The 25,045-nt window shown below is 61.0% G+C and carries 24 protein-coding genes; 13 read left to right on the forward strand and 11 right to left on the reverse strand.

The genetic code is table 11. From position 1 onward, the window contains the following. Nucleotides 1-3: 3 nt before the first annotated feature. The 8 genes from Q8X51_RS10835 to gbcA all read right to left on the reverse strand — a co-directional run bounded on the left by Q8X51_RS10835 (nucleotide 4) and on the right by gbcA (nucleotide 7,493). Entirely contained in the window at nucleotides 4-1,188 is a 1,185-nt protein-coding gene (locus Q8X51_RS10835; RefSeq protein WP_407693655.1) for a type II secretion system F family protein, read from the reverse strand. Continuing rightward, nucleotides 1,185-1,649 (reverse strand): transglycosylase SLT domain-containing protein, encoded by a 465-nt coding sequence (locus tag Q8X51_RS10840; RefSeq protein ID WP_407693654.1) that lies wholly within the window; start codon nucleotides 1,647-1,649, stop codon nucleotides 1,185-1,187. Before Q8X51_RS10840 ends, Q8X51_RS10835 begins: the two co-directional genes overlap by 4 nt. A gap of 6 nt (nucleotides 1,650-1,655) precedes the next feature. Continuing rightward, complete coding sequence (gspG, locus tag Q8X51_RS10845) at nucleotides 1,656-2,087, reverse strand: type II secretion system major pseudopilin GspG (protein WP_407693653.1); 432 nt, start codon at nucleotides 2,085-2,087, stop codon at nucleotides 1,656-1,658. A 218-nt stretch (nucleotides 2,088-2,305) separates the two neighbouring features. Further along, the gene (locus tag Q8X51_RS10850; protein WP_407693652.1) at nucleotides 2,306-3,850 is read right to left on the reverse strand and encodes a lytic polysaccharide monooxygenase; all 1,545 of its coding nucleotides are present in this window, start codon (nucleotides 3,848-3,850) and stop codon (nucleotides 2,306-2,308) included. Between the two features lie 75 nt (nucleotides 3,851-3,925). Next, nucleotides 3,926-4,432 (reverse strand): type II secretion system protein, encoded by a 507-nt coding sequence (locus Q8X51_RS10855; RefSeq protein WP_407693651.1) that lies wholly within the window; start codon nucleotides 4,430-4,432, stop codon nucleotides 3,926-3,928. Next, nucleotides 4,419-4,799: a type II secretion system protein gene (locus Q8X51_RS10860; RefSeq protein ID WP_065925445.1), complete on the reverse strand. Its 381-nt coding sequence runs from the start codon at nucleotides 4,797-4,799 to the stop codon at nucleotides 4,419-4,421. Before Q8X51_RS10860 ends, Q8X51_RS10855 begins: the two co-directional genes overlap by 14 nt. Next, nucleotides 4,774-5,268: a type II secretion system protein gene (locus Q8X51_RS10865; protein WP_074847786.1), complete on the reverse strand. Its 495-nt coding sequence runs from the start codon at nucleotides 5,266-5,268 to the stop codon at nucleotides 4,774-4,776. Before Q8X51_RS10865 ends, Q8X51_RS10860 begins: the two co-directional genes overlap by 26 nt. Nucleotides 5,269-6,197: 929 nt before the next feature. Further along, complete coding sequence (gbcA, locus tag Q8X51_RS10870; RefSeq protein ID WP_065925443.1) at nucleotides 6,198-7,493, reverse strand: glycine-betaine demethylase subunit GbcA; 1,296 nt, start codon at nucleotides 7,491-7,493, stop codon at nucleotides 6,198-6,200. Nucleotides 7,494-7,774: 281 nt separating this feature from the next. On the opposite strand from gbcA, the gene gbcB reads away from it, so the two are divergent. Further along, a complete protein-coding gene (gene gbcB, locus Q8X51_RS10875; protein WP_065925442.1) occupies nucleotides 7,775-8,875 on the forward strand; it encodes a glycine-betaine demethylase subunit GbcB in 1,101 nt (366 codons plus the stop codon). Between the two features lie 86 nt (nucleotides 8,876-8,961). On the opposite strand, the gene Q8X51_RS10880 is transcribed toward gbcB, so the two are convergent. Further along, entirely contained in the window at nucleotides 8,962-10,002 is a 1,041-nt protein-coding gene (locus Q8X51_RS10880) for a threonine aldolase family protein (RefSeq protein ID WP_027605982.1), read from the reverse strand. A gap of 90 nt (nucleotides 10,003-10,092) precedes the next feature. On the opposite strand from Q8X51_RS10880, the gene Q8X51_RS10885 reads away from it, so the two are divergent. From Q8X51_RS10885 to fdhA, 8 genes are all read left to right on the forward strand, one after another. Then, a complete protein-coding gene (locus Q8X51_RS10885) occupies nucleotides 10,093-10,821 on the forward strand; it encodes a TraX family protein (protein ID WP_065925441.1) in 729 nt (242 codons plus the stop codon). Nucleotides 10,822-11,072: 251 nt separating this feature from the next. Then, nucleotides 11,073-12,326, forward strand: a complete 1,254-nt coding sequence (gene glyA / locus Q8X51_RS10890; protein WP_065947481.1) for a serine hydroxymethyltransferase — start codon at nucleotides 11,073-11,075, stop codon at nucleotides 12,324-12,326. A 22-nt stretch (nucleotides 12,327-12,348) separates the two neighbouring features. Beyond that, nucleotides 12,349-13,599: a sarcosine oxidase subunit beta gene (locus Q8X51_RS10895; RefSeq protein ID WP_010207084.1), complete on the forward strand. Its 1,251-nt coding sequence runs from the start codon at nucleotides 12,349-12,351 to the stop codon at nucleotides 13,597-13,599. A gap of 15 nt (nucleotides 13,600-13,614) precedes the next feature. After that, entirely contained in the window at nucleotides 13,615-13,917 is a 303-nt protein-coding gene (locus Q8X51_RS10900) for a sarcosine oxidase subunit delta (RefSeq protein ID WP_003194855.1), read from the forward strand. Further along, nucleotides 13,914-16,931, forward strand: a complete 3,018-nt coding sequence (locus Q8X51_RS10905; RefSeq protein ID WP_065925439.1) for a sarcosine oxidase subunit alpha — start codon at nucleotides 13,914-13,916, stop codon at nucleotides 16,929-16,931. Before Q8X51_RS10900 ends, Q8X51_RS10905 begins: the two co-directional genes overlap by 4 nt. Before the next feature lie 145 nt (nucleotides 16,932-17,076). Further along, entirely contained in the window at nucleotides 17,077-17,709 is a 633-nt protein-coding gene (locus tag Q8X51_RS10910) for a sarcosine oxidase subunit gamma (protein WP_027605977.1), read from the forward strand. Between the two features lie 142 nt (nucleotides 17,710-17,851). Then, nucleotides 17,852-18,709: a formyltetrahydrofolate deformylase gene (gene purU, locus Q8X51_RS10915; RefSeq protein WP_057702207.1), complete on the forward strand. Its 858-nt coding sequence runs from the start codon at nucleotides 17,852-17,854 to the stop codon at nucleotides 18,707-18,709. A 120-nt stretch (nucleotides 18,710-18,829) separates the two neighbouring features. Next, complete coding sequence (gene fdhA, locus Q8X51_RS10920; RefSeq protein WP_053130983.1) at nucleotides 18,830-20,029, forward strand: formaldehyde dehydrogenase, glutathione-independent; 1,200 nt, start codon at nucleotides 18,830-18,832, stop codon at nucleotides 20,027-20,029. Nucleotides 20,030-20,164: 135 nt separating this feature from the next. On the opposite strand, the gene Q8X51_RS10925 is transcribed toward fdhA, so the two are convergent. Next, complete coding sequence (locus tag Q8X51_RS10925; protein WP_065925437.1) at nucleotides 20,165-20,623, reverse strand: anti-sigma factor; 459 nt, start codon at nucleotides 20,621-20,623, stop codon at nucleotides 20,165-20,167. A 138-nt stretch (nucleotides 20,624-20,761) separates the two neighbouring features. Between Q8X51_RS10925 and Q8X51_RS10930 the strand changes: the two genes are divergently transcribed. Next, entirely contained in the window at nucleotides 20,762-21,334 is a 573-nt protein-coding gene (locus Q8X51_RS10930; RefSeq protein WP_407693650.1) for a DUF2780 domain-containing protein, read from the forward strand. Here the strand turns inward: Q8X51_RS10930 and Q8X51_RS10935 are convergent. Next, nucleotides 21,331-22,218, reverse strand: a complete 888-nt coding sequence (locus Q8X51_RS10935) for an acyltransferase (protein ID WP_065925435.1) — start codon at nucleotides 22,216-22,218, stop codon at nucleotides 21,331-21,333. The genes Q8X51_RS10930 and Q8X51_RS10935 overlap by 4 nt on opposite strands. A 173-nt stretch (nucleotides 22,219-22,391) precedes the next feature. Between Q8X51_RS10935 and rloA2 the strand changes: the two genes are divergently transcribed. Genes rloA2 through creC form a run of 3 tightly spaced genes read left to right on the forward strand, consistent with a single transcriptional unit; the run spans nucleotide 22,392 to nucleotide 25,009 of the window. Continuing rightward, nucleotides 22,392-22,892: a retropepsin-like aspartic peptidase RloA2 gene (gene rloA2 / locus Q8X51_RS10940; protein ID WP_065925434.1), complete on the forward strand. Its 501-nt coding sequence runs from the start codon at nucleotides 22,392-22,394 to the stop codon at nucleotides 22,890-22,892. 9 nt (nucleotides 22,893-22,901) lie between these two features. Beyond that, nucleotides 22,902-23,570, forward strand: coding sequence for a two-component system response regulator CreB (gene creB / locus Q8X51_RS10945; protein ID WP_407693649.1), 669 nt, complete (start codon nucleotides 22,902-22,904; stop codon nucleotides 23,568-23,570). After that, the gene (gene creC / locus Q8X51_RS10950; RefSeq protein WP_407693648.1) at nucleotides 23,570-25,009 is read left to right on the forward strand and encodes a two-component system sensor histidine kinase CreC; all 1,440 of its coding nucleotides are present in this window, start codon (nucleotides 23,570-23,572) and stop codon (nucleotides 25,007-25,009) included. The genes creB and creC overlap by 1 nt, the downstream gene beginning before the upstream one ends. Nucleotides 25,010-25,045: the final 36 nt, after the last annotated feature.

The raw sequence follows: 25,045 nt of genomic DNA on the forward strand, positions 1-25,045 counted from the left end.
GCACTACCCCTGGATGGAGCCTGCCAGTTCGAAAATCGGCATGTACAACATGAATACGATCAGGCCGATCAGCCCGCCCACCACCAGCATCAACAACGGCTCGAAGACTTTGCTGAACAGCTCGATGGCACGCTCCAGCGCTTCATCGTGGAACTGCGCGATGCGCTCGCACATCGCCGCCAGCTCACCGCTTTGTTCACCCACGCGTAGCAGGCGTTCGGCGACGGCGGTGGTCAATCGATGGCGGGCGAGGGCAGTGGACAGTGGCTGGCCGGCCTGGATGTCGGTCATGGCCTGGCGCAGGTCCGCCTGGCGTTCCACGGGCAGCAGCGCACCGGACAGCTCCACCGCAGTGACCACCGGCATGCCGCCCATCAGCAACATGCCGGCGGTGCGATAAAAGCGCGCGAGGATAAACAGCGTGCGTTGGGCGCCCAGGCTGGGGATCTTCCAGAACAGCTGGGCGATGCGGCGCTTGAACCCGGCGCTGCGCAACAACAGCACCAGCGCGGCAATCGCCAGCACCAGGCCAAGCAGCAACTCCATGCCACGCGTGTCTACCAGTGCGCCCCACCACACCATAAAGCGTGCGGTGGCCGGCAGATCGGCCACGGCGTCGAACACCGAGGCAAAGCGCGGGATCACGAAGAACAGCAGGAACAGCAGGATCAACGCGCCGACGCTGAGTACCACCAAGGGGTACATCAGGGCGCCGCTGACGCGCTTCTTCACGGTTGCCAGGTGGGCTTCAAAATGATGGTAGCGGCGCAGGGCCACGGCCAATTGGCCGCTGTGTTCCGAGGACGCCACCGTGGCAATCAACAGCGGCGCAAAGGTCTGCGGCTTGAGCTGCATTGCCCTGGACAGCGAGTTGCCCTCATACATCGAGGCGAGCAGATCGCTCATGACCTGCCGGTTGATGCCGGCGGGCGCCTTGTCGCGCAGGGTTTCCACCGCTTCCACCAGCACCAGGCCGGCGTCCAGCAGCACCACCAGTTCCTGGATAAACAGGCCCAGGGCGAACTTACTGCGCCGGCCGGGCAGTTTGAGTGAGCGACGGGCTTTCAGCGAGACAACGTGGACGCCTTCGGCCTGCAATTGCTGGCGCGCCTGGGCAAGGTCGAGGGCTTGCAGTTGCAGGGTTTGCATATGGCCGTCGCGGATGATGCGAGCGTCAACGTCGATCATGGCATTTGCCTCGCCCGTTGCTGGCGCTGTTGCAGCAACTCGCCGTAGTAACGCCACACCGCCAGGGCATAGCGCGAGCGCCGCCCTTGCCGGTCCGCCTTGGCGCCTGCGTTGTAGGCACCCACCGCTTGCCAGCTGTAACCCTGTTCGCGGATAAACCCGGCGAGGATCCACGCGCCGACCATAACGCTGGTACAGGGCTGGCTTATCAGGTGATGTTCGGTGATGCCCCACTGTGCGAGTGCGGGCAAGTGGCGGCTGTTGATCTGCATCAGGCCGATGTCTTGGCTGCCATCACGGTTGACGTTGCGCGCGAGCGGGTTGAGGCCGGACTCCACCTTGGCGATGGCGTACAGCAGCAGCGGGTCGACGTGGTAACGGCTGGCCGCCAACTGCCAGCAATTGGCCTGGACCACACCCGCAAGGCACAGCCAGGCCAAGGCCACTCGCAGCGTGCACATGGCGGCTTACAGCCCGTACACGATGTCGGCGTAGGTGTTCACACCGCCCGCCTTGCCATCGCGACCCAGGGAGATGACCTCGGCATCGTTGGGCGCTGTGCCGGGGTTCTTGAACAGATAAGGGTTGCCCCAAGGATCGGGTGGCAACGCTTTCAAATAGGGGCCGTGCCAATTGCCTGCATTGGCCGGGCGCTCGGTGAGCGCACCCAGGCCGAGGGTTTCCTCAGGATAATTGCCGTTATCCAGGCGGTACTGGTGCAAGGCATCCGCGAGGGACTTCATCTGGCCCTGGGCGGTCTGCACCTTGGCCAGCTCCAGGCGGTCGAACATCTTCGGACCGACGTAGCCGGCGAGCAGGGCGATGATCAGCAGGACGACCAGCAGTTCCAGCAAGGTGAAGGCACGCTGGGGGCTGTGGATAAATGAGCGAATACGCATGGAAATACCCTGTTGGGAGTGCCAAGGTACGGCGGTTGTGTATAACTCTCCCGGCCCGCTGTGAAGCGGGCACCGCCGGTAGGACTGCGTTAGAACTTTTTCAATTCAAGTACATCTTCAACTGTAGCGTTGCTCGATATAAGGCGCCGTGAGGCGCCCTATAACGTTTGGCTCTTATGCTTATCCATTAACTGAATATGCGTATGTGCAGCGATGGATCATTGCACCCGTTCCCAGGCTTGATCCCACGCTGTGCCCGTACCCGGCGCATATGCCCACGCGGCCCCTGCACACCAAGCGGTGTAAGGGTGGGGCTTGCACTTATAGTTTGCGCCCGCGTTGGTCACGATATCGCCGGCGTTGTACGCAGTGCCTTCTTTGTAGCCCGGATAGTCCCCGCCGCCACTGGAAGGGGTCACGATAAAGGTCTGCCGCGCCAGGCCGGTCTTGCCATTCTGCTCGTCCCGTACCAGCAATCGCACCTCGTGCTCCGTTGGCTGAGGAACGGTAACCGCCACACCGTTTACAGTCATCTGGTTGTAGGGCTTATTCATCCCGATAACAGTCCAGCTATAGAGCAAGGGGCCGTTACTGCCGGTCGACCCAGTGCCACTAAATGTAAAGGCTTGCTCCGATTTCAATGTGGTCGGGCCAGTAATCCGTGCCACAGGTGGGGCTGGGTTCACGGGGCCAGGTCCGCCGTCAACCACCGACATCTGTACGGTATGATCCTTATTAGCAACATAGAACTGGTTAGCGGCCATGTTACTTGGATCAAAGATCACACTGCTGCCGCTCAGTACACCGACTTGAACAATCTGAGCATGTTTGGCCAAGAGGTTCTTCAGCTCAACTCCCCACTGAGCGGGTGCTTGATTGGCTGCCGTGATGCTGATGGATTCATCCACTATCTCGGTGAAGCCTCTGGTACTCCCGAACACACGCACTCTGATGCTCTCGCCTGGTTTAGGTGCGATGTCAGGAGCAATGAACGGGCCCTTTGGCGTCCACGGGGATGGAATGACGGTGCCGCCAAACGTGACGTCAGCACAATTGCCGAACCCTTCGTTACCGTTATCTTCTCGCTGCCAATAGGTATAAAGGATGGCTTCGCCTGTCTGCCCGTTGGGCACGGGAACATCGAATTGGAAGAACCCGATGGGGGCAGGCACGAGGGTAGGTTTTGGCGCAACGCTTGCGGCCCAATCAGTACGATAATTGCTGAGTTCTTCCGTATGTATTAATTGCAGATCACTCCATTTCAATGGGGCTGTAGCGACGTAACCTGGACGGGTCAAAAATACCCTGACGTAGCTGGGTACATGGGGTTGCGAGCCGACGATACGTATCGTCATCTTCCCATTTACTACATTTATTGGGGTTTTTTGCCAATCCGGGAGTGCTAGGTCGAACCCTTTTTTCTTCTGGTCGCCCGCTGAACAGAGTGTTCCGTCTGCGATATGCGCTTTGAGTTTTTCCAAGTCTCGATGATCGGCCACATTATTGGCAAATTCATGCCAGTGCGAGAGGGGGTACAAACGATCAGATGGGTTAGACCAAATGAGCGCTGCTGTTTTACAGGCGCCGGGTGTGATACCTGAACCATCGGGTGGCCACGAATAGTTGCCCGCCGATATGCATATGCCTTGGCGGCTATTGGGATAGTCCAGCATCCCATGCCCCCACACTAGTGCGGGCCCCAATAGCAGTGTCATCAGTACCCACTTGATTAACAATGTCGTATACCGCTGTAAGTTATTCATGCTCTAGTCCACCTTCAATTCAGATAAACAAGTTCCGAACTGCTGGAACGATCAGTGTGTGGTTGTACGCTTGCATCAATGTGTCAGCTGATCTCCCATGGGAGCGATGCGGGTTGCAGGGTTACTCTGCCCAGTGCCATGCAGAAACACCCACCCTTGATAACTGCCTTGCCCTGTAAAACTGTGATTGATGACGGCAACGTTGCCTTGCTTGAAGGGCGTGCCGGCGGCCGTGCTGAATACGCCCATGATGGTGTCGCCCGGCCCGCTGACTACGCCCCAGTCGGCGGCGCCGGTCAGTGGGTCGGTGTAGACCCGGCGCAGGTAGCGCATGACGGTCGGCTGCCTGCGGTCGAGCACCAAGTCGTCGAGGGACTTGGGAAAGGTATTGCCCGCGGCGTAATACAGCCCGATCGCCCGGCGGATTTCATTGCCCCGCGCCAGCAGTTCCAGCTCGCGTTCGCGCTGCAGCACGCTGGACCACAGGGTGCCGACTTCCATCAGCATCACGGCCACCACGGCCACTGTCACCAACATGCCCATGAACACCGAGCCCTGCTGGTTGTGCCTACCAATCTGCATAGGCGCTCCCGTTCGTGTCGGCACCTGTGGCACCGCTGCGTACATCGCCCAGGCCTTGTTCGTCCGAAGGTTGCAGTTGCCAGGTGTCACGCCTGCCGGTCAGCGGGTCCATGGGGATCTCGCGCAGGTAGCGACGGTCCACCAGGGCTTGCAGGGACTCGGGATTGGCGCTGTGGTCCTCGCGGTATTGGTCCAGGGCCTGGCGAATGGAAGACAGGTTGTGGCGCAGCACGGTTTCCTGGGCCTTGGTGTGCTGGCGGAAGTACTGCGGGGTGACCAGGGTCATGAGGGTGGCGATGATCGCCATGACCACCAGCAACTCAATCAGGGTAAAACCCCGATCACCATTGGCTGTATGACGTTCCATTCAAGCTCTCCCGGGTGCTTCGGGATGAAACGTCGAATACATCTTCTCCCTCTTGTGGGTTGTCGGCGCTGCTCTTGTAACTGCGCAATTGCCAGGTTTTGTCAGCCGCCAGCTCGGGACACTCGCAGAATGGGTCCCGGGGAATACGTCGCAGGAAATAGAGTTTGTTGCCTTGCAGATGGGTGTTGTCCGTTACGCCTTCGACCAATACCTGCAGGGAAGGTGGATAACCGCTGTCGGTGATGCTCTTTTCAATGCGGCCATCGTCACTGGCGTCTTTGTAGGCATCGATCGCACGCCGGATTTCCCGCAACGAACGTTGCAGGTCCAGTTCTCGATCACGTTTACCCATCAATGCTGTCAGCGGATAAGCCACTGTCGCAAGCGTGGCCAGCAGGGCCAGCGTCAGTAGTAATTCAATCAGCGTAAAACCTTTGGCGCAGTGATGGCTGGGCTTGCCCTGCCACATCACCGTTCTTCCTCCCGATCAGGCTGCCAAGGACTTCCGCGTTAACCCAGGCCATGGAATTGACTGCAAGGGTGAGTGTAGATGCTGGGTGTTTTTTGTACAGGTTGTGCGGTTACCCACAAACGCTGTGAGCCTGGCTGTGGATAAGGTGTTGGTGGTTATCCACACGCCCCGTAAATCAAGGCCTGCAAGCTCCTGTACGAAAAACGACCAAGCTAAGTTACGGTTTTCTGGTGCTTTTTTGTGTGGATAAGGAGGAAGCAGCGGTTTGAGTTGCCCCCAAAGTCTGTTGGCGCTTCTGTGGATAAGATGTTTGCTATCCGCTACAGGCCTTATGAATAGAGGCTTTCCGTCGTCTGGTTGTTTATTGATCAAATTGTCGCTAAACCCCAGGAATATAGCTGAAACCCTTGGTATATGAAGGTTTGACGCGGTTTTCCACAGCGCTGCCGAAGTTGCCCCCAAAGTCTGTTGGCGGTTCTGTGGATAAGGTGTTTGCGTACCGCTACAGGTCACGTTCTACGTAGCTTGTAGGGTTTTGATCAATAAATGATCAATGTGCCGTTGGAACCGTCAACTTGAATAAGTCACGGATTTTCTTCAATTAATTTTGGTTGGATAGCGCAGTTGCCCACAATTGTTGTGGGTGGCTTTGTGGATAAGTTGTTGGGTAAAGGCTGGAGGGCAGGCTGCCAGTGGTCTGCGAGAGAGTTGATCAAATATTAAGCAGTGTGAGGTTCAAATGTGGGAGGGGGCCCTAATGCCGGTCGCGTACATCGCTTCTTGTAGGAGCGAGCTTGCTCGCGAAAAACGTCAACGATAACGCGTGCTTCCTGAATGAACGCGGCGCTTGTGAGTTTTTCGCGAGCAAGCTCGCTCCTACAAAAAGCCTTAAGCCCCCTCCCACAGTTTTGAGTTGTGGGTATCGGTTATTCGTGTGCAGCCACACCCTTGAGGTAAGGCGCCGGGGCTGCGCCGAGGTTGTTCAACATGCGCTCGCTGTACCAGTCCACGAAGTTCACCACGCCGAACTCATAGGTCTTGGAGTACGGGCCAGGCTGGTAGGCGGTGGAGTTGATCCCGCGCTGGTTCTCTTCGGCCAGGCGACGGTCCTGGTCGTTGGTGGCGTCCCACACCTGGCGCATGCGCTCCACGTCGTAGTCCACGCCTTCAACGGCGTCCTTGTGCACGATCCACTTGGTGGTGACCATGGTTTCCTGGGCACTGATCGGCCACACGGTGAACACGATGATGTGGTCGCCCATGCAGTGGTTCCACGAGTGCGGCAGGTGCAGGATGCGCATCGAGCCCAGGTCGGGGTTCTTGATGCGGCCCATCAGCTTGGCGCAGCCCTGCTTGCCGTCCAGGGTCATCGACACGGTGCCCTTGAGCAGCGGCATGCGCACGATGCGGTTACGCAGGCCGAAGCTGGCGTGGGCGTAAGGGATCTTCTCGGCGTCCCAGGCGGCTGCAGAGGCGGCTACGTGGTCCTTGAACGCCTGGTCGGCGCGTGGGTCGGTGACGTCGTCCCATTCCAGCAGGGTTTTCAACAGTTCGGGGTGCGACGCGTTGCAGTGGTAGCACTCGCGGTTGTTTTCCAGCACCAGTTTCCAGTTGGCCTTCTCGAACAAGGTGGTCTGGATCGCCACCTTGGTGTTTTCCATGTCGTACGGTTCCATGTAATGGTTCAGCGTCGACAGGAAGTCATCGATGGCCGGCGGGTTTTCGGCCAGGCTGATGAAGATGTAGCCACCGGCGGTCTTCACGTTCACAGGCTTGAGGCCGTACTGCTTCATGTCGAAGTCGGCACCCATCTCGGTGCCCGCGAACAGCAGGCGCCCGTCCAGCTCGTAGGTCCACTGGTGGTAGTGGCACACGAGCTTGGCGACTTTGCCTTTGTCGCTGGTGCACAGGCGCGAACCCCGGTGGCGGCAGACGTTGTGGAACGCATGCACCACGCCTTCGGCACCACGGATCACGATGATCGGGTTCTTGCCGATTTGCAGGGTCAGGTAGTTGCCCTTGGCGGGAATTTCGCAGGTCATGCCGGCGATCAACCACTCTTTCTGGAAGATCTCCTGCATATCGATATCAAACAGCCGCTCATCAGAGTAGAACGGCTGCGGCAGCGAAAACGTGCGCTCGCGCTCTTGCAGCATTTGCGCGGTGGCCTTGCGTGCGGGTTCCAGCGGATCGCCCAAGCTTAAGGTTGCGGTGACGTCCATCGTGTGTGTCCTCAAGGCCATTCTGTGTGGCCGACGAATAGTGGCTGATCAGGTTTGCAGCAAGGCGTAAAGAAAACGTCGTTGTTGGGAGCGAGTGTGGGGCTGCTGATGCGCCGAACCTTATCCATGAGCGACATGGCCCACTCTGTTCCCGACGCGCAACCCCCGTGGCATGGGGGCTGGTCGCGATAAGTATGTGAATGTCGCAGATAGGTAAATGGGCGGTTCCCGCGTTACGCAGAATCGCCACCATAAGGCCGACGTCGGCGGTGGAGAACAACATGTCCAATAATTTCCTGAATCCGGTAACCACCCAGACCTGGGCCAATGGTCGGCACATCGTCCGTTGCGTCAAAGTCATCCAGGAAACCTGGGATGTGCGCACCTTCTGCTTTATGGCCGACCAGCCGATCCTGTTCTTTTTCAAGCCGGGGCAGTTCGTCACCCTGGAGCTGGAGATCGAGGGTCAGCCGATCATGCGCTCGTACACCATTTCCAGTTCGCCGTCGGTGCCCTACAGCTTCTCGGTGACCATCAAGCGTGTGCCGGGCGGCAAGGTGTCCAACTGGCTGCACGACACCCTGCATGAAGGCCAGGAATTGGCGGTGCACGGGCCGGTCGGGTTGTTCAATGCCATCGACTTCCCCAGCCCGAAAGTGCTGTACCTCAGTGGCGGCGTGGGGATCACGCCGGTGATGTCCATGGCGCGCTGGTTCTACGACACCAACGCCAACGTCGACATGACGTTTATCCACAGTGCCCGCTCGCCCAAGGACATCATCTACCACCGCGAGCTGGAGCATATGGCGTCGCGGATCGACAACTTCAGCCTGCACCTGATCTGCGAAAAGCATGGCCTGGGCGAGCCGTGGGCTGGGTATCGCGGTTACTTGAACCACAAGATGCTCGAACTGATGGTGCCCGACTTCCTTGAGCGCGAAGTGTTCTGCTGCGGCCCGACGCCCTACATGAATGCGGTGAAACGCCTGTTGGAAGTCGCCGGTTTCGACATGGCGCGCTACCACGAGGAATCCTTCGGCGCTACGCCGCCGGAAGCCCGCGCCGACGCGGTGGAGCAGGCCGAGCAAGCGGCGGATGCCCCGGAAATCGACCTGGCGGATCTGCATCAGGTGGAGTTCATCGCCTCGGGCAAGAGCATTCGCGTCGCCCCTGGCGAGACCGTCCACGCAGCGGCGGCCAAGCTTGGTCTGTTGATTCCGAAAGCCTGCGGCATGGGGATTTGCGGAACGTGCAAGGTGATGAAGCTGGGTGGTGAGGTCGAGATGGACCACAACGGCGGGATTACCGAGGAAGACGAAGCCGAAGGCTACATCCTGTCGTGCTGCAGCGTACCGAAGGGCGATGTGCGCATCGAGTTCTGATTGCTCGAGCAGGCACAACACAATCCAAATGTGGGAGGGGGCTTGCTCCCTCCCACATTTGTTTTATGCACATCAGTGAGTCATTGTCAGGCGCCCATGACTTCGCGGATGTCTGCGGCCAATTCTCTTACTCGCTCTTCGTCGGTATCCCACGCGCACATGAACCGCGCACCGCCTTTGCCGATGAAGGTATAGAAGCGCCAGCCCTTGGCCGTCAGCGCGGCAATCGCCGGTTCCGACAGTTGCAGGAACACACCGTTGGCCTGCACCGGGAACATCAACTCCACACCGGGAATATCCGCCACCAGGCTACTGAGCAATTGCGCGCAGTGGTTGGCGTGGCGCGCATGTTTGAGCCAGGCGTCGTTTTCCAGCAGTCCCACCCAAGGGGCGGACAGGAAGCGCATTTTCGAGGCCAGCTGGCCGGCCTGTTTGCAGCGGTAGTCGAAGTCTTCCGCCAGTTTGTGGTTGAAGAACAGGATGGCTTCACCCACGGCCATGCCGTTCTTGGTGCCGCCAAAGCACAACACGTCCACTCCGGCTTTCCAGGTCAGGTCGGCGGGTGAGCAGCCGAGGAAAGCACAGGCGTTGGAAAAGCGTGCGCCGTCCATGTGCAGGTTCAGCCCCAGTTCCTTGCAGGTAGCACTGATGGCGCGGATTTCTTCCGGGGTGTAGACGCTGCCGACTTCGGTGGCCTGGGTCAGGGTCACTACGCGGGGTTTGGGGTAGTGGATGTCCTGGCGCTTGAGGGCGATCTCGCGGATCGATTCCGGGGTCAGCTTGCCGTTTTCGGTGCGGGCTGTGAGCAGCTTGGAGCCGTTTGAGAAAAACTCCGGCGCGCCGCATTCGTCGGTTTCGACGTGGGCGGTTTCCGAGCAAATCACGCTATGGTAGCTCTGGCACAAGGAGGACAGCGCCAGGGAGTTGGCGGCCGTACCGTTGAAGGCGAAGAACACTTCGCAGTCGGTTTCGAACAGGTTGCGGAAACCGTCGGCGGCGCGGTGGGTCCATTCATCATCACCGTAGGCACGTTGATGACCCTGGTTGGCTTGTTCCATGGCGGCCCAGGCTTCGGGGCAAATGCCCGAATAGTTGTCACTGGCGAATTGTTGGCTCTTGTCGGTCATGGCCCATTCCTGTGGTCGATGTTGGTGCGCACTGTAACCAAGATGGTTGGCGCTGCGCACGCACTGTAAATGCAAAGTCACTGGGGAATTATGCACGGTTCTGAAACGATGCCTGTCGGACGCGTCCGTGATGGCGCTTTGGATTTGCTCAAGTGGCTGGCGCTGCTGAGCATGGTGCTGGACCACCTGCGTTATGTCGGTCTGAGCCTCGATGGCCTGTATGTGCCGGGGCGCCTGGCGTTTCCGTGGTTTTGCCTGGCGATTGCGGCGAACCTGCACCGGGCCCGAAATGCGCCGGTGACCGGCCAGTGGCGCTACCTGGGCTGGCTGCTGCTGTTCAGCGTGATCAGCGAAGTGCCGTATCGGCTGTTTATCGAGGACGCCGATACGTTGAACGTGCTGCCCACCTTGGCGTTGGGGCTGCTGGTTGCCCGAGGATGGCAGCAGAAGGCGTTTTTTGATCGAGGATTGGCGTTGATCGCCGTCACGATAGCGGCGGTATTTTCGTCGCACTTAATGTTCGGTTTCTTTGGTGTGTTGCTGCCACTGGCGATGTTGCTGGTGTTTCGTCGGCCTTGGTACTTCAGTGTGTTGCCAGGATGGGTCTGCGTGGCCGCCAACCAATGGCAGATCCTGCTCAATAGCGCCACGCCAGTGGCGCTCCTGGGATTGGTCGCGTGTCTGATCGCGCCGTTGGCGGGCTTGGTCTTATTGCGACATGCCAAAAATGTCTCGCCACCGCCTATGCGCCGCTGGGCGTATGCCTTATATCCAGTGCATTTCCTCCTGCTGCTACTGGTCCGTCAGATCATCGCCTGACCCCTGTGGGAGGGGGCTTGCTCCCGATGCTGAGTGTCAGCCACTGCATAGGCAAGCTGACCCACCGCTATCGGGAGCAAGCCCCCTCCCACACAAGCCCTATTCCACATTTATTTCGTGGCGCTCCTCTAATGTCGTAAACGCACCTTTGCGTGGCGTGCGCAGGCATTTGGCCTGTCTGCGCCAGCCCTACCATCGCATCAAAGGGCCCTGCACGGGCCTCAACAATACGAAAGGCTGGGAGAGACGCGATGTTCAGCAAACAAGACCAGATCCAGGGATATGACGACGCACTGCTGGCGGCCATGAACGCCGAGGAGCAGCGTCAGGAAGATCATATCGAGCTGATCGCGTCGGAGAACTACACCAGCAAGCGTGTGATGCAGGCCCAGGGCAGCGGCCTCACCAACAAATACGCCGAAGGCTACCCGGGCAAGCGCTACTACGGTGGCTGCGAGCACGTGGACAAGGTCGAGGCCCTGGCCATCGAACGCGCCAAGCAACTGTTCGGCGCCGATTACGCCAACGTACAGCCACACTCCGGTTCGTCCGCCAACAGCGCCGTGTACCTGGCGCTGATCAATGCGGGCGACACCATCCTGGGCATGAGCCTGGCCCACGGCGGTCACTTGACCCACGGCGCCAAAGTGTCGTCCTCGGGCAAGCTGTACAACGCGGTGCAGTACGGCATCAACACCGACACCGGCCTGATCGACTACGACGAAGTCGAGCGCCTGGCGGTGGAGCACAAGCCGAAAATGGTCGTGGCCGGTTTCTCCGCCTACTCCAAGACCCTGGATTTCCCACGCTTCCGCGCTATCGCTGACAAAGTAGGCGCGCTGCTGTTTGTCGACATGGCCCACGTCGCCGGCCTGGTCGCCGCCGGCCTGTACCCGAACCCGCTGCCGTACGCCGATGTGGTCACCACCACCACCCACAAGACCCTGCGCGGTCCCCGTGGCGGTCTGATCCTGGCCAAGGCCAACGAAGAGATTGAAAAGAAACTCAACGCCGCCGTCTTCCCTGGCGCCCAGGGCGGCCCGCTGATGCACGTCATCGCCGGCAAAGCCGTGTGCTTCAAGGAAGCGCTGGAGCCCGGTTTCAAGGCCTACCAGCAGCAAGTGATCGACAACGCCCAGGCCATGGCCAGCGTGTTTATCAAACGCGGCTACGATGTAGTGTCCGGCGGCACCGATAACCACCTGTTCCTGGTCAGCCTGATCCGTCAGGGCCTCACCGGCAAAGAGGCGGATGCCGCCCTCGGTCGCGCCCACATCACCGTCAACAAGAACGCCGTGCCGAATGACCCGCAGTCGCCGTTCGTGACCTCGGGCCTGCGCATCGGCACCCCGGCGGTGACCACGCGCGGTTTCAAGGTGCCGCAGTGCATCGAGCTGGCTGGCTGGATCTGCGACATCCTCGACAACCTCGGCGACGCCGACGTCGAGGCCAACGTGGCCAAGCACGTGTCTGCCCTGTGCGCTGATTTCCCGGTTTATCGCTGAGCGCGGTTTTGGAGTAATGACTATGCAACGCTACTCGGGCTTCGGCCTCTTCAAGCACTCCCTCAGCCACCACGAAAACTGGCAGAAGATGTGGCGCACGCCGACCCCGAAAAAGGTCTACGACGTGGTCATCGTCGGCGGCGGCGGGCATGGTCTGGCGACGGCTTACTACCTGGCGAAAGAGCACGGCATCACCAACGTGGCCGTGGTCGAGAAAGGCTGGTTGGGCGGCGGTAACACAGCGCGCAACACCACCATCGTGCGTTCCAACTACCTGTGGGACGAGTCGGCGCACCTGTACGAACACGCGATGAAATTGTGGGAAGGCCTGTCCCAGGACCTGAACTACAACGTGATGTTCTCCCAGCGTGGCGTCTACAACCTGTGCCACACCCTGCAGGACATCCGTGATTCCGAGCGTCGCGTCAGCGCCAACCGCCTGAATGGCGTGGATGGCGAGCTGCTGAATGCCAAGCAAGTGGCCGACGAGATTCCGTATCTGGATTGCTCGAAAAACACCCGTTACCCGGTACTCGGTGCCACCGTGCAACGTCGCGGCGGCGTGGCTCGTCACGATGCCGTGGCCTGGGGCTTTGCCCGCGCCGCCGACGCACTCGGCGTGGACCTGATCCAGCAGACCGAAGTGATCGGCTTCCGCAAGGAAAACGGCGTGTGCATCGGTGTGGAAACCAACAAGGGCTTTATCGGCGCCAAGCGCGTCGGCGTGGTGACCGCCGGTAACTCCGGGCACATGGCCTCGCTGGCGGGCTTCCGCCTGCCGATCGAATCCCACCCGCTGCAAGCGTTGGTGTCGGAGCCGATCAAACCAATTATCGACAGCGTGATCATGTCCAACGCCGTGCACGGCTACATCAGCCAGTCCGACAAGGGCGACCTGGTGATCGGCGCCGGTATCGACGGCTACAACGGCTACGGCCAGCGCGGCTCCTACCCGGTGATCGAACACACCATCCAGGCCATCGTCGAGATGTTCCCGGTGCTGTCGCGGGTGCGCATGAACCGTCAGTGGGGCGGCATCGTCGACACCACGCCGGATGCGTGCCCGATCATCTCCAAGACCCCGGTACCGAACATGTTCTTCAACTGCGGTTGGGGCACCGGTGGCTTCAAGGCCACGCCGGGCTCAGGCAACGTATTTGCCGCCAGCCTCGCGAAGGGTGAAATGCACCCATTGGCGGCGCCTTTCTCCATCGACCGTTTCCACAACGGTGCGTTGATCGACGAACACGGCGCTGCGGCCGTCGCCCACTAACAGGAGAAATTCCCTATGTTGCATATCTTCTGTCCTCACTGTGGCGAACTGCGCTCCGAAGAGGAATTCCACGCGTCCGGCCAAGCGCACATCCCGCGCCCGCTGGACCCGAATGCCTGCACCGACGAGCAGTGGGGCGACTACATGTTCTTCCGCGATAACCCCCGTGGCCTGCACCACGAACTGTGGATTCACGCCGCCGGTTGCCGCCAGTACTTCAACGCGACCCGCGACACCGTGACCTACGAAATTCTTGAAACCTACAAGATCGGTGAGAAGCCTCAGTTCACCGCCAAGGCCTCTGGAGAGAAGGTATGAGCCAGATCAATCGCCTGTCCAACGGTGGCCGGATCGACCGTAACAAAGTCCTGACCTTCAGTTTTAATGGCCAGAGCTACAAAGGCTTCGAGGGCGACACCCTGGCCGCTGCTTTGCTGGCCAACGGCGTCGATATCATCGGCCGCAGCTTCAAGTACTCGCGCCCGCGGGGCATCTTTGCCGCCGGTGCCGAAGAGCCGAACGCCGTGCTGCAGATCGGCGCTACCGAAGCCACGCAAATCCCTAACGTGCGCGCCACGCAACAGGCGCTGTACCAGGGCCTGGTCGCCACCAGCACCAACGGCTGGCCGAGCGTCAACAACGACATGATGGGCATCCTCGGCAAGGTCGGCGGCAAGCTGATGCCGCCGGGCTTCTACTACAAAACCTTCATGTACCCGCAATCGTTCTGGATGACCTACGAGAAGTACATCCGCAAGGCCGCCGGCCTGGGGCGCTCGCCGACCGAGAACGATCCGGACACCTACGACAACTTCAACCGTCATTGCGACGTGCTGGTGGTCGGCGCCGGCCCTGCCGGCCTCGCCGCTGCACTGGCTGCAGCACGCAGTGGTGCGCGGGTGATCATTGCCGATGAGCAGGAAGAGTTCGGTGGTTCGCTGCTCGACTCCCGCGAAAGCCTCGACGGCAAGCCGGCCACCGAGTGGGTCGCCAGTGTCATCGCCGAACTGAAAGCCCTGCCGGACGTGGTGCTGCTGCCCCGCGCCACCGTCAACGGCTACCACGACCATAACTTCCTGACCATCCACGAGCGCCTTACCGACCACCTCGGTGACCGTGCGCCGATTGGCGTGGTGCGCCAGCGTATCCACCGTGTACGTGCCAAGCGCGTGGTGCTGGCCACCGGTGCGTGCGAGCGTCCGCTGGTGTACGGCAACAACGATGTGCCGGGCAACATGCTGGCCGGTGCGGTCTCCACTTACGTGCGCCGCTACGGCGTGGCACCGGGCAAGAAACTGGTGCTGTCGACCAACAACGACCACGCCTACCGCGTTGCATTGGACTGGCTGGATGCGGGCCTGCAAGTGGTGGCAGTGGCCGATGTGCGCCACAACCCACGCGGTGCACTGGTTGAAGAAGCCCGCGCCAAAGGTATTCGGATCCTCACCGGCAGCGCCGTGATCGAGGCCCGTGGCACCAAGCGCGTGACCGCTGCGCGTATCGCCGCGATCGACGTCAAGGCGCATAAAGTCACCAGCCCCGGCGAATGGCTGGACTGCGACCTGGTGGCCAGCTCCGGCGGCTACAGCCCGGTGGTCCACCTGGCCTCGCACCTGGGCGGCAAGCCGACCTGGCGCGAAGACATCCTCGGCTTTGTACCGGGCGAAGCCCCGCAGAAACGTGTGTGCGTCGGTGGCATCAACGGCGTCTACGGCCTTGGCGATTCCCTGGCCGACGGTTTTGAAGGCGGCGTGCGCGCCGCCAGCGACGCCGGTTTTGCCCCGGTGGAAGGTACGCTGCCAAAAGCCTTGAGTCGTCTGGAAGAGCCGACCCTGGCGCTGTTCCAGGTGCCTCACGAGAAAGCGACCGCACGGGCGCCGAAGCAATTTGTCGACCTGCAAAACGACGTCACCGCCGCCGCCATCGAACTGGCCACCCGCGAAGGTTTCGAGTCGGTGGAACACGTCAAGCGCTACACCGCGCTGGGCTTCGGCACCGACCAGGGCAAGCTCGGTAACGTCAACGGCCTGGCGATTGCCGCGCGCTCGCTGAACGTGACCATCCCGCAGATGGGCACCACCATGTTCCGCCCCAACTACACGCCGGTGACCTTCGGCGCGGTGGCGGGCCGGCACTGTGGGCACATCTTCGAGCCGGTGCGCTACACCGCCCTGCAAGCCTGGCACGTGCAAAACGGCGCCGAGTTCGAAGACGTCGGCCAATGGAAACGCCCATGGTACTTCCCACGCAACGGTGAAGACCTGCACGCTGCGGTAAAACGCGAATGCCTGGCCGTGCGCGACAGCGTCGGCCTGCTGGATGCGTCCACCCTCGGCAAGATCGATATCCAGGGCCCGGATGCCCGTGAGTTCCTCAACCGCATCTACACCAACGCCTGGACCAAGCTTGACGTGGGCAAGGCGCGCTACGGCCTGATGTGCAAGGAAGACGGCATGGTCTTCGACGACGGCGTTACCGCCTGCCTCGCCGACAACCACTTCCTGATGACCACCACCACCGGCGGCGCCGCCCGTGTGCTGCAGTGGCTGGAAATCTACCAACAGACCGAATGGCCGGACCTCAAGGTGTACTTCACCTCGGTCACCGACCATTGGGCGACCATGACCCTGTCCGGCCCCAACAGCCGCAAGCTGCTGGCGGAAGTCACCGACATCGACCTGGACAAGGACGGCTTCCCGTTCATGACCTGGAAAGAAGGCCTGGTGGGTGGCGTACCGGCGCGGGTGTTCCGTATCTCGTTTACCGGTGAGCTGTCGTACGAAGTCAACGTGCAGGCCGACTACGCCATGGGCGTGCTGGAACAGATCGTCGCGGCCGGCAAGAAGTACAACCTGACCCCGTACGGCACCGAAACCATGCACGTACTGCGGGCCGAGAAGGGCTTCATCATCGTCGGCCAGGACACTGACGGCTCGATGACCCCGGACGACCTGAACATGGGCTGGTGTGTCGGTCGCACCAAGCCGTTCTCGTGGATCGGCTGGCGCGGCATGAACCGGGAAGACTGTGTGCGTGAAGAGCGCAAGCAACTGGTGGGCTTGAAGCCGATCGACCCGAACGTGTGGCTGCCGGAAGGCGCGCAACTGGTGTTCGATCCGAAGCAGACGATCCCGATGAAGATGGTCGGTCACGTCACCTCCAGCTACGCGCACAACTCCCTGGGTTATTCGTTTGCCATGGGCGTGGTCAAGGGTGGCTTGAAGCGCATCGGTGAGCGGGTGTTCTCGCCCCAGGCGGATGGCAGCGTGATCGAGGCGGAGATTGTGTCTTCGGTGTTCTTTGATCCTAAGGGTGATCGGCAGAACATCTGATAGACCGCGGCGCGGCCATCGGGAGCAAGTCGAATCGTCGCACCGCCCCTCCCACATTTTGATGTGTGAATACTTTCAAATGTGGGAGGGGGCTTGCTCCCGATGAGGCCATCAGCCTCACAACAGAATTCAGGAAAGGTGCTCCATGACAGCAGCCAATGTTTACCAGCAACGCCCCACCTCCGGTGCCAAGGCCGAGTCGTCGCTGCACCATGCCGACCTCGCCAGCCTGGTCGGCAAGGGCCGCAAGAACGCCGGCGTGACCGTGCGCGAAAAGAAATTGCTTGGTCATCTCACGATCCGTGGCGACGGCCATGACGCCGCCTTCGCCGCCGGTGTGCACAAGGCCCTGGGCATCGAACTGCCTGGCGCCCTGCAGGTCATCGTCAAAGGTGAAACCAGCCTGCAATGGCTCGGCCCGGATGAGTGGTTGCTGATCGTGCCAGGCGGTGAGGAATTCGCCGCCGAACAAAACCTGCGCGCCGCCCTGGGTGACCTGCATATCCAAGTCGTCAACGTCAGCGGCGGCCAGCAGATCCTCGAACTCAGCGGCCCGAACGTGCGCGATGTGCTGATGAAGTCCACCAGCTATGACGTGCACCCCAACAACTTCCCGGTGGGCAAGGCGGTGGGCACGGTGTTCGCCAAGTCGCAGCTGGTGATTCGCCATACCGCTGAAGACACCTGGGAGCTGGTGATTCGTCGCAGCTTCTCGGATTACTGGTGGTTGTGGTTGCAGGACGCCTCGGCCGAATTTGGCCTGAGCGTTCAAGCCTGATATGACCCTGTAGGAGCGAGCTTGCTCGCGAAAAACGTCAACGATAACGCGCGCATCCTGAATGAACGCGGCGCCCTTGGGTTTTTCGCGAGCAAGCTCGCTCCTACAGTAAGCAGCATCGCTGTATGAGGAGTTAACTGTAATGAGCCGCGCACCCGATACATGGATTTTGACCGCCGACTGCCCCAGCGTGCTCGGCACGGTGGACGCGGTTACCCGCTACCTGTTCGAGCAGGGCTGTTACGTCACCGAGCACCATTCGTTCGATGACCGCCTCTCGGGCCGGTTTTTTATTCGCGTGGAATTCCGTCAGCCGGATGGCTTCGATGAGCAGGCGTTCCGCGATGGCCTGGCCTCGCGGGGTGAAGCCTTTGGCATGATCTTCGAGCTGACGGCGCCGAACTACCGGCCAAAAGTGGTGATCATGGTCTCCAAGGCCGATCACTGCCTCAACGACCTGCTGTACCGCCAGCGTATCGGGCAACTGTCGATGGACGTGGTCGCGGTGGTGTCCAACCATCCCGATCTCAAACCTTTGGCCGACTGGCATCAAATTCCCTACTACCATTTCCCCCTCGACCCTAACGACAAACCGTCCCAGGAGCGTCAGGTGTGGCAAGTGGTGGAAGACACCGGCGCCGAACTGGTGATCCTTGCGCGTTACATGCAAGTGCTGTCGCCGGAGCTGTGCCGCAAGCTGGACGGCAAGGCCATCAATATCCACCACTCGTTGCTGCCGGGGTTCAAGGGCGCCAAGCCGTATCACCAGGCGTACAACAAGGGGGTGAAACTGGTCGGTGCCACGGCGCATTACATCAACAACGACCTGGACGAAGGCCCGATCATCGCCCAAGGTGTGGAGGTGGTGGATCACAGTCACTATCCCGAGGATTTGATTGCGAAGGGGCGGGACATCGAAGGGTTGACCTTGGCCCGGGCCGTTGGGTATCACATTGAGCGACGGGTGTTTTTGAACGCCAATAGGACTGTGGTGCTCTGACTGCCCCCGATGAGGCCCTGACAAACAACACAAGCAACAGCATCTGTACCCGAGCACTTAAACGCGCTGCCCACCCAAAAGGGCAACGCAGTTCCATAAAAACAACAGCGAGGTGAAAGCATGTCTGGTAATCGTGGTGTCGTGTATCTCGGCAACGGCCAGGTCGAAGTACAGAAAATCGACTATCCCAAAATGCAGGACCCCCGTGGCAGGAAGATTGAGCACGGCGTCATCCTGCGCGTGGTCTCCACCAACATCTGCGGCTCCGACCAACACATGGTGCGCGGCCGCACCACTGCCCAGACCGGCCTGGTGCTCGGTCACGAGATCACCGGTGAAGTGATCGAGAAGGGCAGCGACGTTGAAAACCTGAAGATCGGCGACCTGGTTTCCGTACCCTTCAACGTCGCCTGCGGGCGCTGCCGCTCGTGCAAAGAACAACACACCGGCGTCTGTCTCACCGTCAACCCGGCCCGTGCCGGTGGTGCCTACGGCTACGTCGACATGGGCGACTGGACCGGCGGCCAGGCCGAGTACGTGCTGGTGCCGTACGCCGACTTCAACCTGCTGAAACTGCCGGACCGTGACAAGGCCATGGAGAAAATCCGTGACCTGACCTGCCTCTCCGACATTCTCCCGACCGGCTACCACGGCGCCGTCACTGCCGGCGTTGGCCCTGGCAGCACCGTCTACATCGCCGGTGCAGGTCCTGTCGGCCTGGCGGCGGCGGCGTCTGCACGCCTGCTCGGCGCTGCGGTGGTGATCATCGGCGACGTCAACCCGATCCGCCTGGCCCACGCCAAGGCCCAGGGTTTTGAAATTGCCGACCTGTCCACCGACACCCCCCTGCACGAACAAATCGCCGCGCTGCTCGGCGAGCCCGAAGTGGACAGCGCCGTTGACTGCGTAGGCTTTGAAGCCCGCGGCCACGGCCACGACGGCGTCAAGGCCGAAGCCCCGGCCACAGTGCTCAACTCACTGATGGGCGTGGTGCGCGTGGCGGGCAAGATCGGTATCCCTGGCTTGTACGTCACCGAAGATCCAGGTGCTGTGGATGCCGCCGCGAAAATGGGCAGCCTGAGCATCCGCTTCGGCCTGGGCTGGGCAAAATCCCACAGCTTCCACACTGGGCAAACGCCGGTGATGAAGTACAACCGCCAACTGATGCAGGCGATCATGTGGGACCGTATCAACATTGCCGAGATCGTCGGCGTGCAGGTGATCAGCCTGGATGACGCGCCACGTGGGTATGGCGAGTTCGATGCGGGCGTGCCGAAGAAGTTTGTGATTGATCCGCATAAGTTGTTTAGTGCGGCGTAAATCCCAGGCATACGAAAACCCAAATGTGGGAGGGGGCTTGCTCCCGATAGCGTTCAGTCAGTTACCTATTTGCTGGCTGACTCAACGCCATCGGGAGCAAGCCCCCTCCCACAGTGGGTTGTGGTGTTTGGAACATCAGCGGTTGGCCAAAGCCCCCTGATAGACGGTCGGTCCCGTCGGTTGCTTGCTCACTGAGCCGCCTTTGCTCTCCGCACTCACCATCAATTCCACCGGTTTGCTGATCGAGGCCTGCTGCCTCGGGTTCAAGCCGATGATGCCCTCGCCATCCTTTGGTATCAGTCCAAGTGACACGGGCTTGCCGCCGTCGGGTATCGCCCACAGTTCCAGGCTCTGGTCCGGCGCGGGTGCGGTGATGGCGATGGGTTGCACTTCCAGGTAATCCTTGTGCGCCATGATCTGCGCCGCCGGCTGTTGGGTGGTGGTGATCAGGGTGGCGGCGGACTTGACGTTGTCCTGGGTGTAAAACGCGCCGCCGAGGCCGGCGACTATGGCCACGCACACACCGATAAACAGACGGGGGCGGCTCCAGAAGGGGGGCTTGGGCTCAATCACTTGGGGACGGGTCGCGCTCATAGGGCTGTTTCCTGGCAAGTTTTTGACGTTGTTTCATGGACTCTGACCTGGCCATTGGGTTCCTGGGGCGCCCGGAACAATGCGCCGGATACCCAGTCAAACGCCTGCTTTCACCCCCTACACCCAGAGGTTGTCTCGATGAAGATTTCACGCGGTTTCGCCTTTTCCTGCCTGATGAGCCTGGCCGCCACCCCGGTGTTTGCCGCAGGGTTCAGCCTTGGCGACGCGGCCAATGCCATTTCCGGCATGCAAGGGGGCAACAACAAGGCCGCAGCTGCTGCACCGTCGTCCGAGACGGCCGGCCTGCTCAGCGCCCTGACCTCGCAACTGAACATCACCCCCGAGCAGGCCGTCGGCGGTACCGGCGCGATGCTGGGCCTGGCCAAGAACAAACTCAGCGGCAACGACTATTCGCAGCTGGGCAACAGCGTGCCGGGCCTCGACCAACTGTCGGGTAACAATGCATTGGGCAGCCTCGGGGCCTTGAGCGGGATGCTCGGCCAGGCCGGCGGCAGCAAGACCAGCGGCCTGGACGGCCTGCTGGGTAACGTGAAGAACACCAGCGACCTGAACACCGCGTTCAGCGCACTGGGCATGGACAGCGGGATGGTCAGCCAGTTTGCTCCGGTGATCCTGCAATACCTGGGCGGGCAGGGCGCCAACAGCTCGCTGCTGGGTAAACTGGCCCAGACCTGGGGCACCGGTAGCTAAATACGCTCCGCGCGCAGTTGTTCGATGCGCGCATCCTTCTGCGTCCAGAGCTGGTTGACCCAGTTCTGGACGGTCTGGCGAAACGCCGGATCATTCTCGTAATCCCCCTGCCACAACGCCGGGTCCAGCTCACGGGTCTGGATGTCGATGATCACCTTGGGCACCGCGCCGCTGATCAAATCCCAGAACCCCGGAATCTTTTGCTGCGGATAGACCACGGTCACGTCGAGCACGGCGTCCAGCTGTTCGCCCATTGCCGCCAGCACAAACGCCACGCCGCCCGCCTTGGGCTTGAGTAAGTGAGTGAATGGCGAAGCCTGCTGCTTGCGCTTGGCCTCGCTGAACCGCGTGCCTTCGAGGTAATTGACCACGGTCACCGGCTGGCGCTTGAACAGCTCGCACGCCTCCTTGGTGATCTTTAAATCCTGCCCTGCCAGCTCCGGGTGTTTGGCCAGGAACACCTTGGTGTAGCGTTTCATGAATGGGTAATCCAGTGCCCACCAGGCCAGGCCCAGGAAGGGCACCCAGATCAGTTCTTTTTTCAGGAAGAATTTGAAGAACGGTGTGCGGCGGTTGAGGGCCTGGATCAGCGCCGGGATGTCCACCCAGGATTGGTGGTTGCTGATCACCAGGTAGCTGGTGTCGCCGCGCAGCTCGTCGCCGCCGCGAATGTCCCATTGGGTGGGGATGCACAAGGCGAAAATAAGCTTGTCGATCTCGGCCCAGGTCTCGGCAATCCACATCACCGCCCATGAGGCGTAGTCCCGATAGCGCCCGGGCGCCACCAGTTTGAGCAGGGCAAACACCAGCAGCGGCCCGATCAAGACCAGGGTGTTGAGCAACAGCAGCAGTGAAACCAAACAGCCGGTGAGCAGGCGGCGCATAAGTAACTCTTGGAATCTTGTGGGCGGGCCATCATAAGCAAGCTGAGTCTAGAGGCCAAATCGCAAATGGCCGTACGAATGTTTCACAATGTGCCAGTTATGGTGGGCGTGACTAACTAAGTGCTGTCTTTGCGGTCTAGAATCCGCCTACTTCTTTCCGAGGAAATCACTTCGTGAAACTGCTTCTTGCCTCCCTCGCCCTGGTTGCCCTGCCTGTCATGGCCGCCGAGCCGACCCTTTACGGTCGCTACGAATACATCCAGTTGCCGGAGATCGGCGAAACCTTCAAGGCCAAAATGGACACCGGCGCGCTGACCGCCTCGCTGTCGGCCCGTGACATCGAGACCTTCACCCGTGACGGTGACGACTGGGTGCGCTTCCGCCTCGGCGGCAAGGACGCTACCAACAAGGTCTACGAGCACAAGGTCTCGCGCATCAGCAAGATCAAGAGCCGCGCCGACGAAGACGACGAAAAAGACGAAGCCTCTGTGACCAAGCGCCCGGTGATCGACCTGGAAATGTGCCTGGGCAACGTCAAGCGTACCGTCGAGGTCAACCTCACCGACCGCAGCAGCTTCAATTACCCGTTGCTGATCGGCGCCAAGGCCTTGCGTGAATTTGGCGCAGCAGTAAACCCGGCCCGTCGCTACACTGCCGACAAACCGGACTGCTGATTTGAACCCATGCCCCACATCCTGATTGTCGAAGACGAAGCGGCGATAGCCGACACGCTGATATTCGCCTTGCAAGGCGAGGGCTTTACCACCACTTGGCTGAGCCTCGGCCAGGAGGCGTTGGCCCATCAGCGCCAGACCCCGGCCGACCTGATCATCCTCGACATCGGCCTGCCGGACATCAGCGGTTTTGAAACCTGCAAGCAATTGCGCCGTTTCAGTGAAGTGCCGGTGATGTTCCTCAGCGCGCGGGATGGCGAGATCGACCGCGTGGTGGGGCTGGAGATCGGCGCCGACGATTATGTGGTCAAGCCGTTCAGCCCACGGGAAGTGGCGGCGCGGGTGCGGGCGATCCTCAAGCGCGTCGGCCCTGGTGTGGCGCCGGCGCTGTTCCAGGTCGATCTGGAGCGCATGCAAATCAGCTATCGCGGCCAACCCCTGAGCCTGACCCGGCATGAATTCCGCCTGCTGCAAAGCCTGCTGGAGCAACCCGAGCGGGTGTTCAGCCGCGAGCAGTTGCTGGACGCGGTGGGCGTGGCGGCCGACGCCGGTTACGAGCGCAATATCGACAGCCACATCAAGAGCCTGCGCAGCAAGTTACGCAGCGTGGCCCCCGATGCCGAGCCGATCCAGACCCATCGCGGCCTCGGCTACAGCTACAGCCCGAGCAACAGCTGATGCGCCTGGGGCTGCGGATTTTCCTGGTGTATGCGCTGTTTATCGGCCTCACCGGTTACTTCGTGCTCAGCACCGTGATGAAGGAAATCCGCCCCGGCGTGCGCCAGTCCACTGAAGAAACCCTGGTGGACACCGCCAACCTGCTGGCCGAAATCCTGCGCGATGACGTGAAGCACGGCACCCTCGGCCAGAGCCACTGGCCCGAATTACTCAAGGCCTATGGCAACCGCCAGCCCGGCGCGACCATCTGGGGGCTGGCGAAAAACCAGGTCAACCACCGTATCTACGTGACCGACGCCAAAGGCACCGTGCTGCTCGACTCCACGGGCGAAGCCGTGGGCCAGGACTACTCGAAGTGGAACGACGTCTACCTGACCCTGCGCGGCGAATACGGCGCGCGCTCCACCCGTAGCGCAGCGGATGACCCCACCTCATCGGTGATGCACGTCGGCGCACCGATCCGCGATAACGGGCAGATCATCGGCGTGGTCACCGTGGCCAAGCCCAACAGCTCGTTGCAGCCGTATGTCGACCGCACTGAGCGCCGCCTGCTGTGGTACGGCGCGGGCCTGGTCATCCTCGGCCTGTTGCTCGGTGCGTTGCTGTCGTGGTGGCTGAGCGTTGCACTGCGTCGCCTGACCGCCTACGCCGAAGCCGTCAGTGAAGGCCGAAGGGCAGAGCTGCCGCATTATCGCGGCGGCGAGCTGAAGCAGCTGTCCACCGCCGTCGAGCACATGCGCACGCAACTGGAGGGCAAGGCCTACGTCGAACATTACGTGCACACCCTGACCCATGAATTGAAAAGCCCGCTGGCAGCGATTCGCGGCGCGGCCGAGCTGTTGCAGGGCGAGATGAGCCGCGAACAGCAGCAGCGCTTCGTCGGCAATATCGACAGCGAAAGCGCGCGCCTGCAGCAGTTGATCGAACGTCTGCTGAACCTGGCGCAGGTGGAGCAACGCCAGGGGTTGGAGGCGCAGGCGAGTATCCCGCTGGCGGCCTTGGTCGATGACGTACTCAACGCCCAATGTGCGCGAATCGAAGGCGCCGGGCTGCACGTCGAGCAAGGGATTGCGGCGGATGTGAAGGTGTTTGGCGAGCCCTTCCTGTTGCGCCAGGCACTGGGCAACTTGCTGGACAACGCGCTGGACTTCACACCGCCCGGTGGCGTGTTGAGATTCAGCGCACAGACGCTGCACAACGACGTGCAGGTGAGCCTGTTCAACCAGGCCGCGCCTATCCCCGACTATGCCCTGCCGCGCCTCAGCGAGCGCTTCTATTCCTTGCCGCGTCCCGGCAGCGGGCGCAAGAGCACCGGCCTGGGCCTCAACTTTGTCGAGGAAGTCATGAAGCTGCACGGCGGCACCTTGCAGATCGGCAATGTGCCGGGCGGCGTGCACGTGGTGCTGCATCTCCACACAGTCTCCACATTGCCCTCATAAATCCCCCACACGGGCGGCCCAGACTCTCCCCCATCA

Origin of the sequence: Pseudomonas sp. Yb2C2, from assembly GCF_052112325.1 — a bacterium.
GTDB lineage: Bacteria > Pseudomonadota > Gammaproteobacteria > Pseudomonadales > Pseudomonadaceae > Aquipseudomonas > Aquipseudomonas marginalis.

Coding starts and splice junctions, on each gene's coding strand:
- Q8X51_RS10930 (WP_407693650.1), top strand. CDS start 20,762: ATGAAGATTTCACGCGGTTTCGCCTTTTCCTGCCTGATGAGCCTGGCC.
- purU (WP_057702207.1), top strand. CDS start 17,852: ATGAGCCGCGCACCCGATACATGGATTTTGACCGCCGACTGCCCCAGC.
- gbcA (WP_065925443.1), bottom strand. CDS start 7,493: ATGGACGTCACCGCAACCTTAAGCTTGGGCGATCCGCTGGAACCCGCA.
- Q8X51_RS10885 (WP_065925441.1), top strand. CDS start 10,093: ATGCACGGTTCTGAAACGATGCCTGTCGGACGCGTCCGTGATGGCGCT.
- glyA (WP_065947481.1), top strand. CDS start 11,073: ATGTTCAGCAAACAAGACCAGATCCAGGGATATGACGACGCACTGCTG.
- Q8X51_RS10925 (WP_065925437.1), bottom strand. CDS start 20,623: ATGAGCGCGACCCGTCCCCAAGTGATTGAGCCCAAGCCCCCCTTCTGG.
- Q8X51_RS10860 (WP_065925445.1), bottom strand. CDS start 4,799: ATGGAACGTCATACAGCCAATGGTGATCGGGGTTTTACCCTGATTGAG.
- fdhA (WP_053130983.1), top strand. CDS start 18,830: ATGTCTGGTAATCGTGGTGTCGTGTATCTCGGCAACGGCCAGGTCGAA.
- Q8X51_RS10935 (WP_065925435.1), bottom strand. CDS start 22,218: ATGCGCCGCCTGCTCACCGGCTGTTTGGTTTCACTGCTGCTGTTGCTC.
- Q8X51_RS10880 (WP_027605982.1), bottom strand. CDS start 10,002: ATGACCGACAAGAGCCAACAATTCGCCAGTGACAACTATTCGGGCATT.
- gspG (WP_407693653.1), bottom strand. CDS start 2,087: ATGCGTATTCGCTCATTTATCCACAGCCCCCAGCGTGCCTTCACCTTG.
- gbcB (WP_065925442.1), top strand. CDS start 7,775: ATGTCCAATAATTTCCTGAATCCGGTAACCACCCAGACCTGGGCCAAT.
- creB (WP_407693649.1), top strand. CDS start 22,902: ATGCCCCACATCCTGATTGTCGAAGACGAAGCGGCGATAGCCGACACG.
- Q8X51_RS10855 (WP_407693651.1), bottom strand. CDS start 4,432: ATGCAGATTGGTAGGCACAACCAGCAGGGCTCGGTGTTCATGGGCATG.
- Q8X51_RS10910 (WP_027605977.1), top strand. CDS start 17,077: ATGACAGCAGCCAATGTTTACCAGCAACGCCCCACCTCCGGTGCCAAG.
- Q8X51_RS10905 (WP_065925439.1), top strand. CDS start 13,914: ATGAGCCAGATCAATCGCCTGTCCAACGGTGGCCGGATCGACCGTAAC.
- Q8X51_RS10840 (WP_407693654.1), bottom strand. CDS start 1,649: ATGTGCACGCTGCGAGTGGCCTTGGCCTGGCTGTGCCTTGCGGGTGTG.
- Q8X51_RS10895 (WP_010207084.1), top strand. CDS start 12,349: ATGCAACGCTACTCGGGCTTCGGCCTCTTCAAGCACTCCCTCAGCCAC.
- Q8X51_RS10900 (WP_003194855.1), top strand. CDS start 13,615: ATGTTGCATATCTTCTGTCCTCACTGTGGCGAACTGCGCTCCGAAGAG.
- Q8X51_RS10865 (WP_074847786.1), bottom strand. CDS start 5,268: ATGTGGCAGGGCAAGCCCAGCCATCACTGCGCCAAAGGTTTTACGCTG.
- Q8X51_RS10835 (WP_407693655.1), bottom strand. CDS start 1,188: ATGATCGACGTTGACGCTCGCATCATCCGCGACGGCCATATGCAAACC.
- creC (WP_407693648.1), top strand. CDS start 23,570: ATGCGCCTGGGGCTGCGGATTTTCCTGGTGTATGCGCTGTTTATCGGC.
- Q8X51_RS10850 (WP_407693652.1), bottom strand. CDS start 3,850: ATGAATAACTTACAGCGGTATACGACATTGTTAATCAAGTGGGTACTG.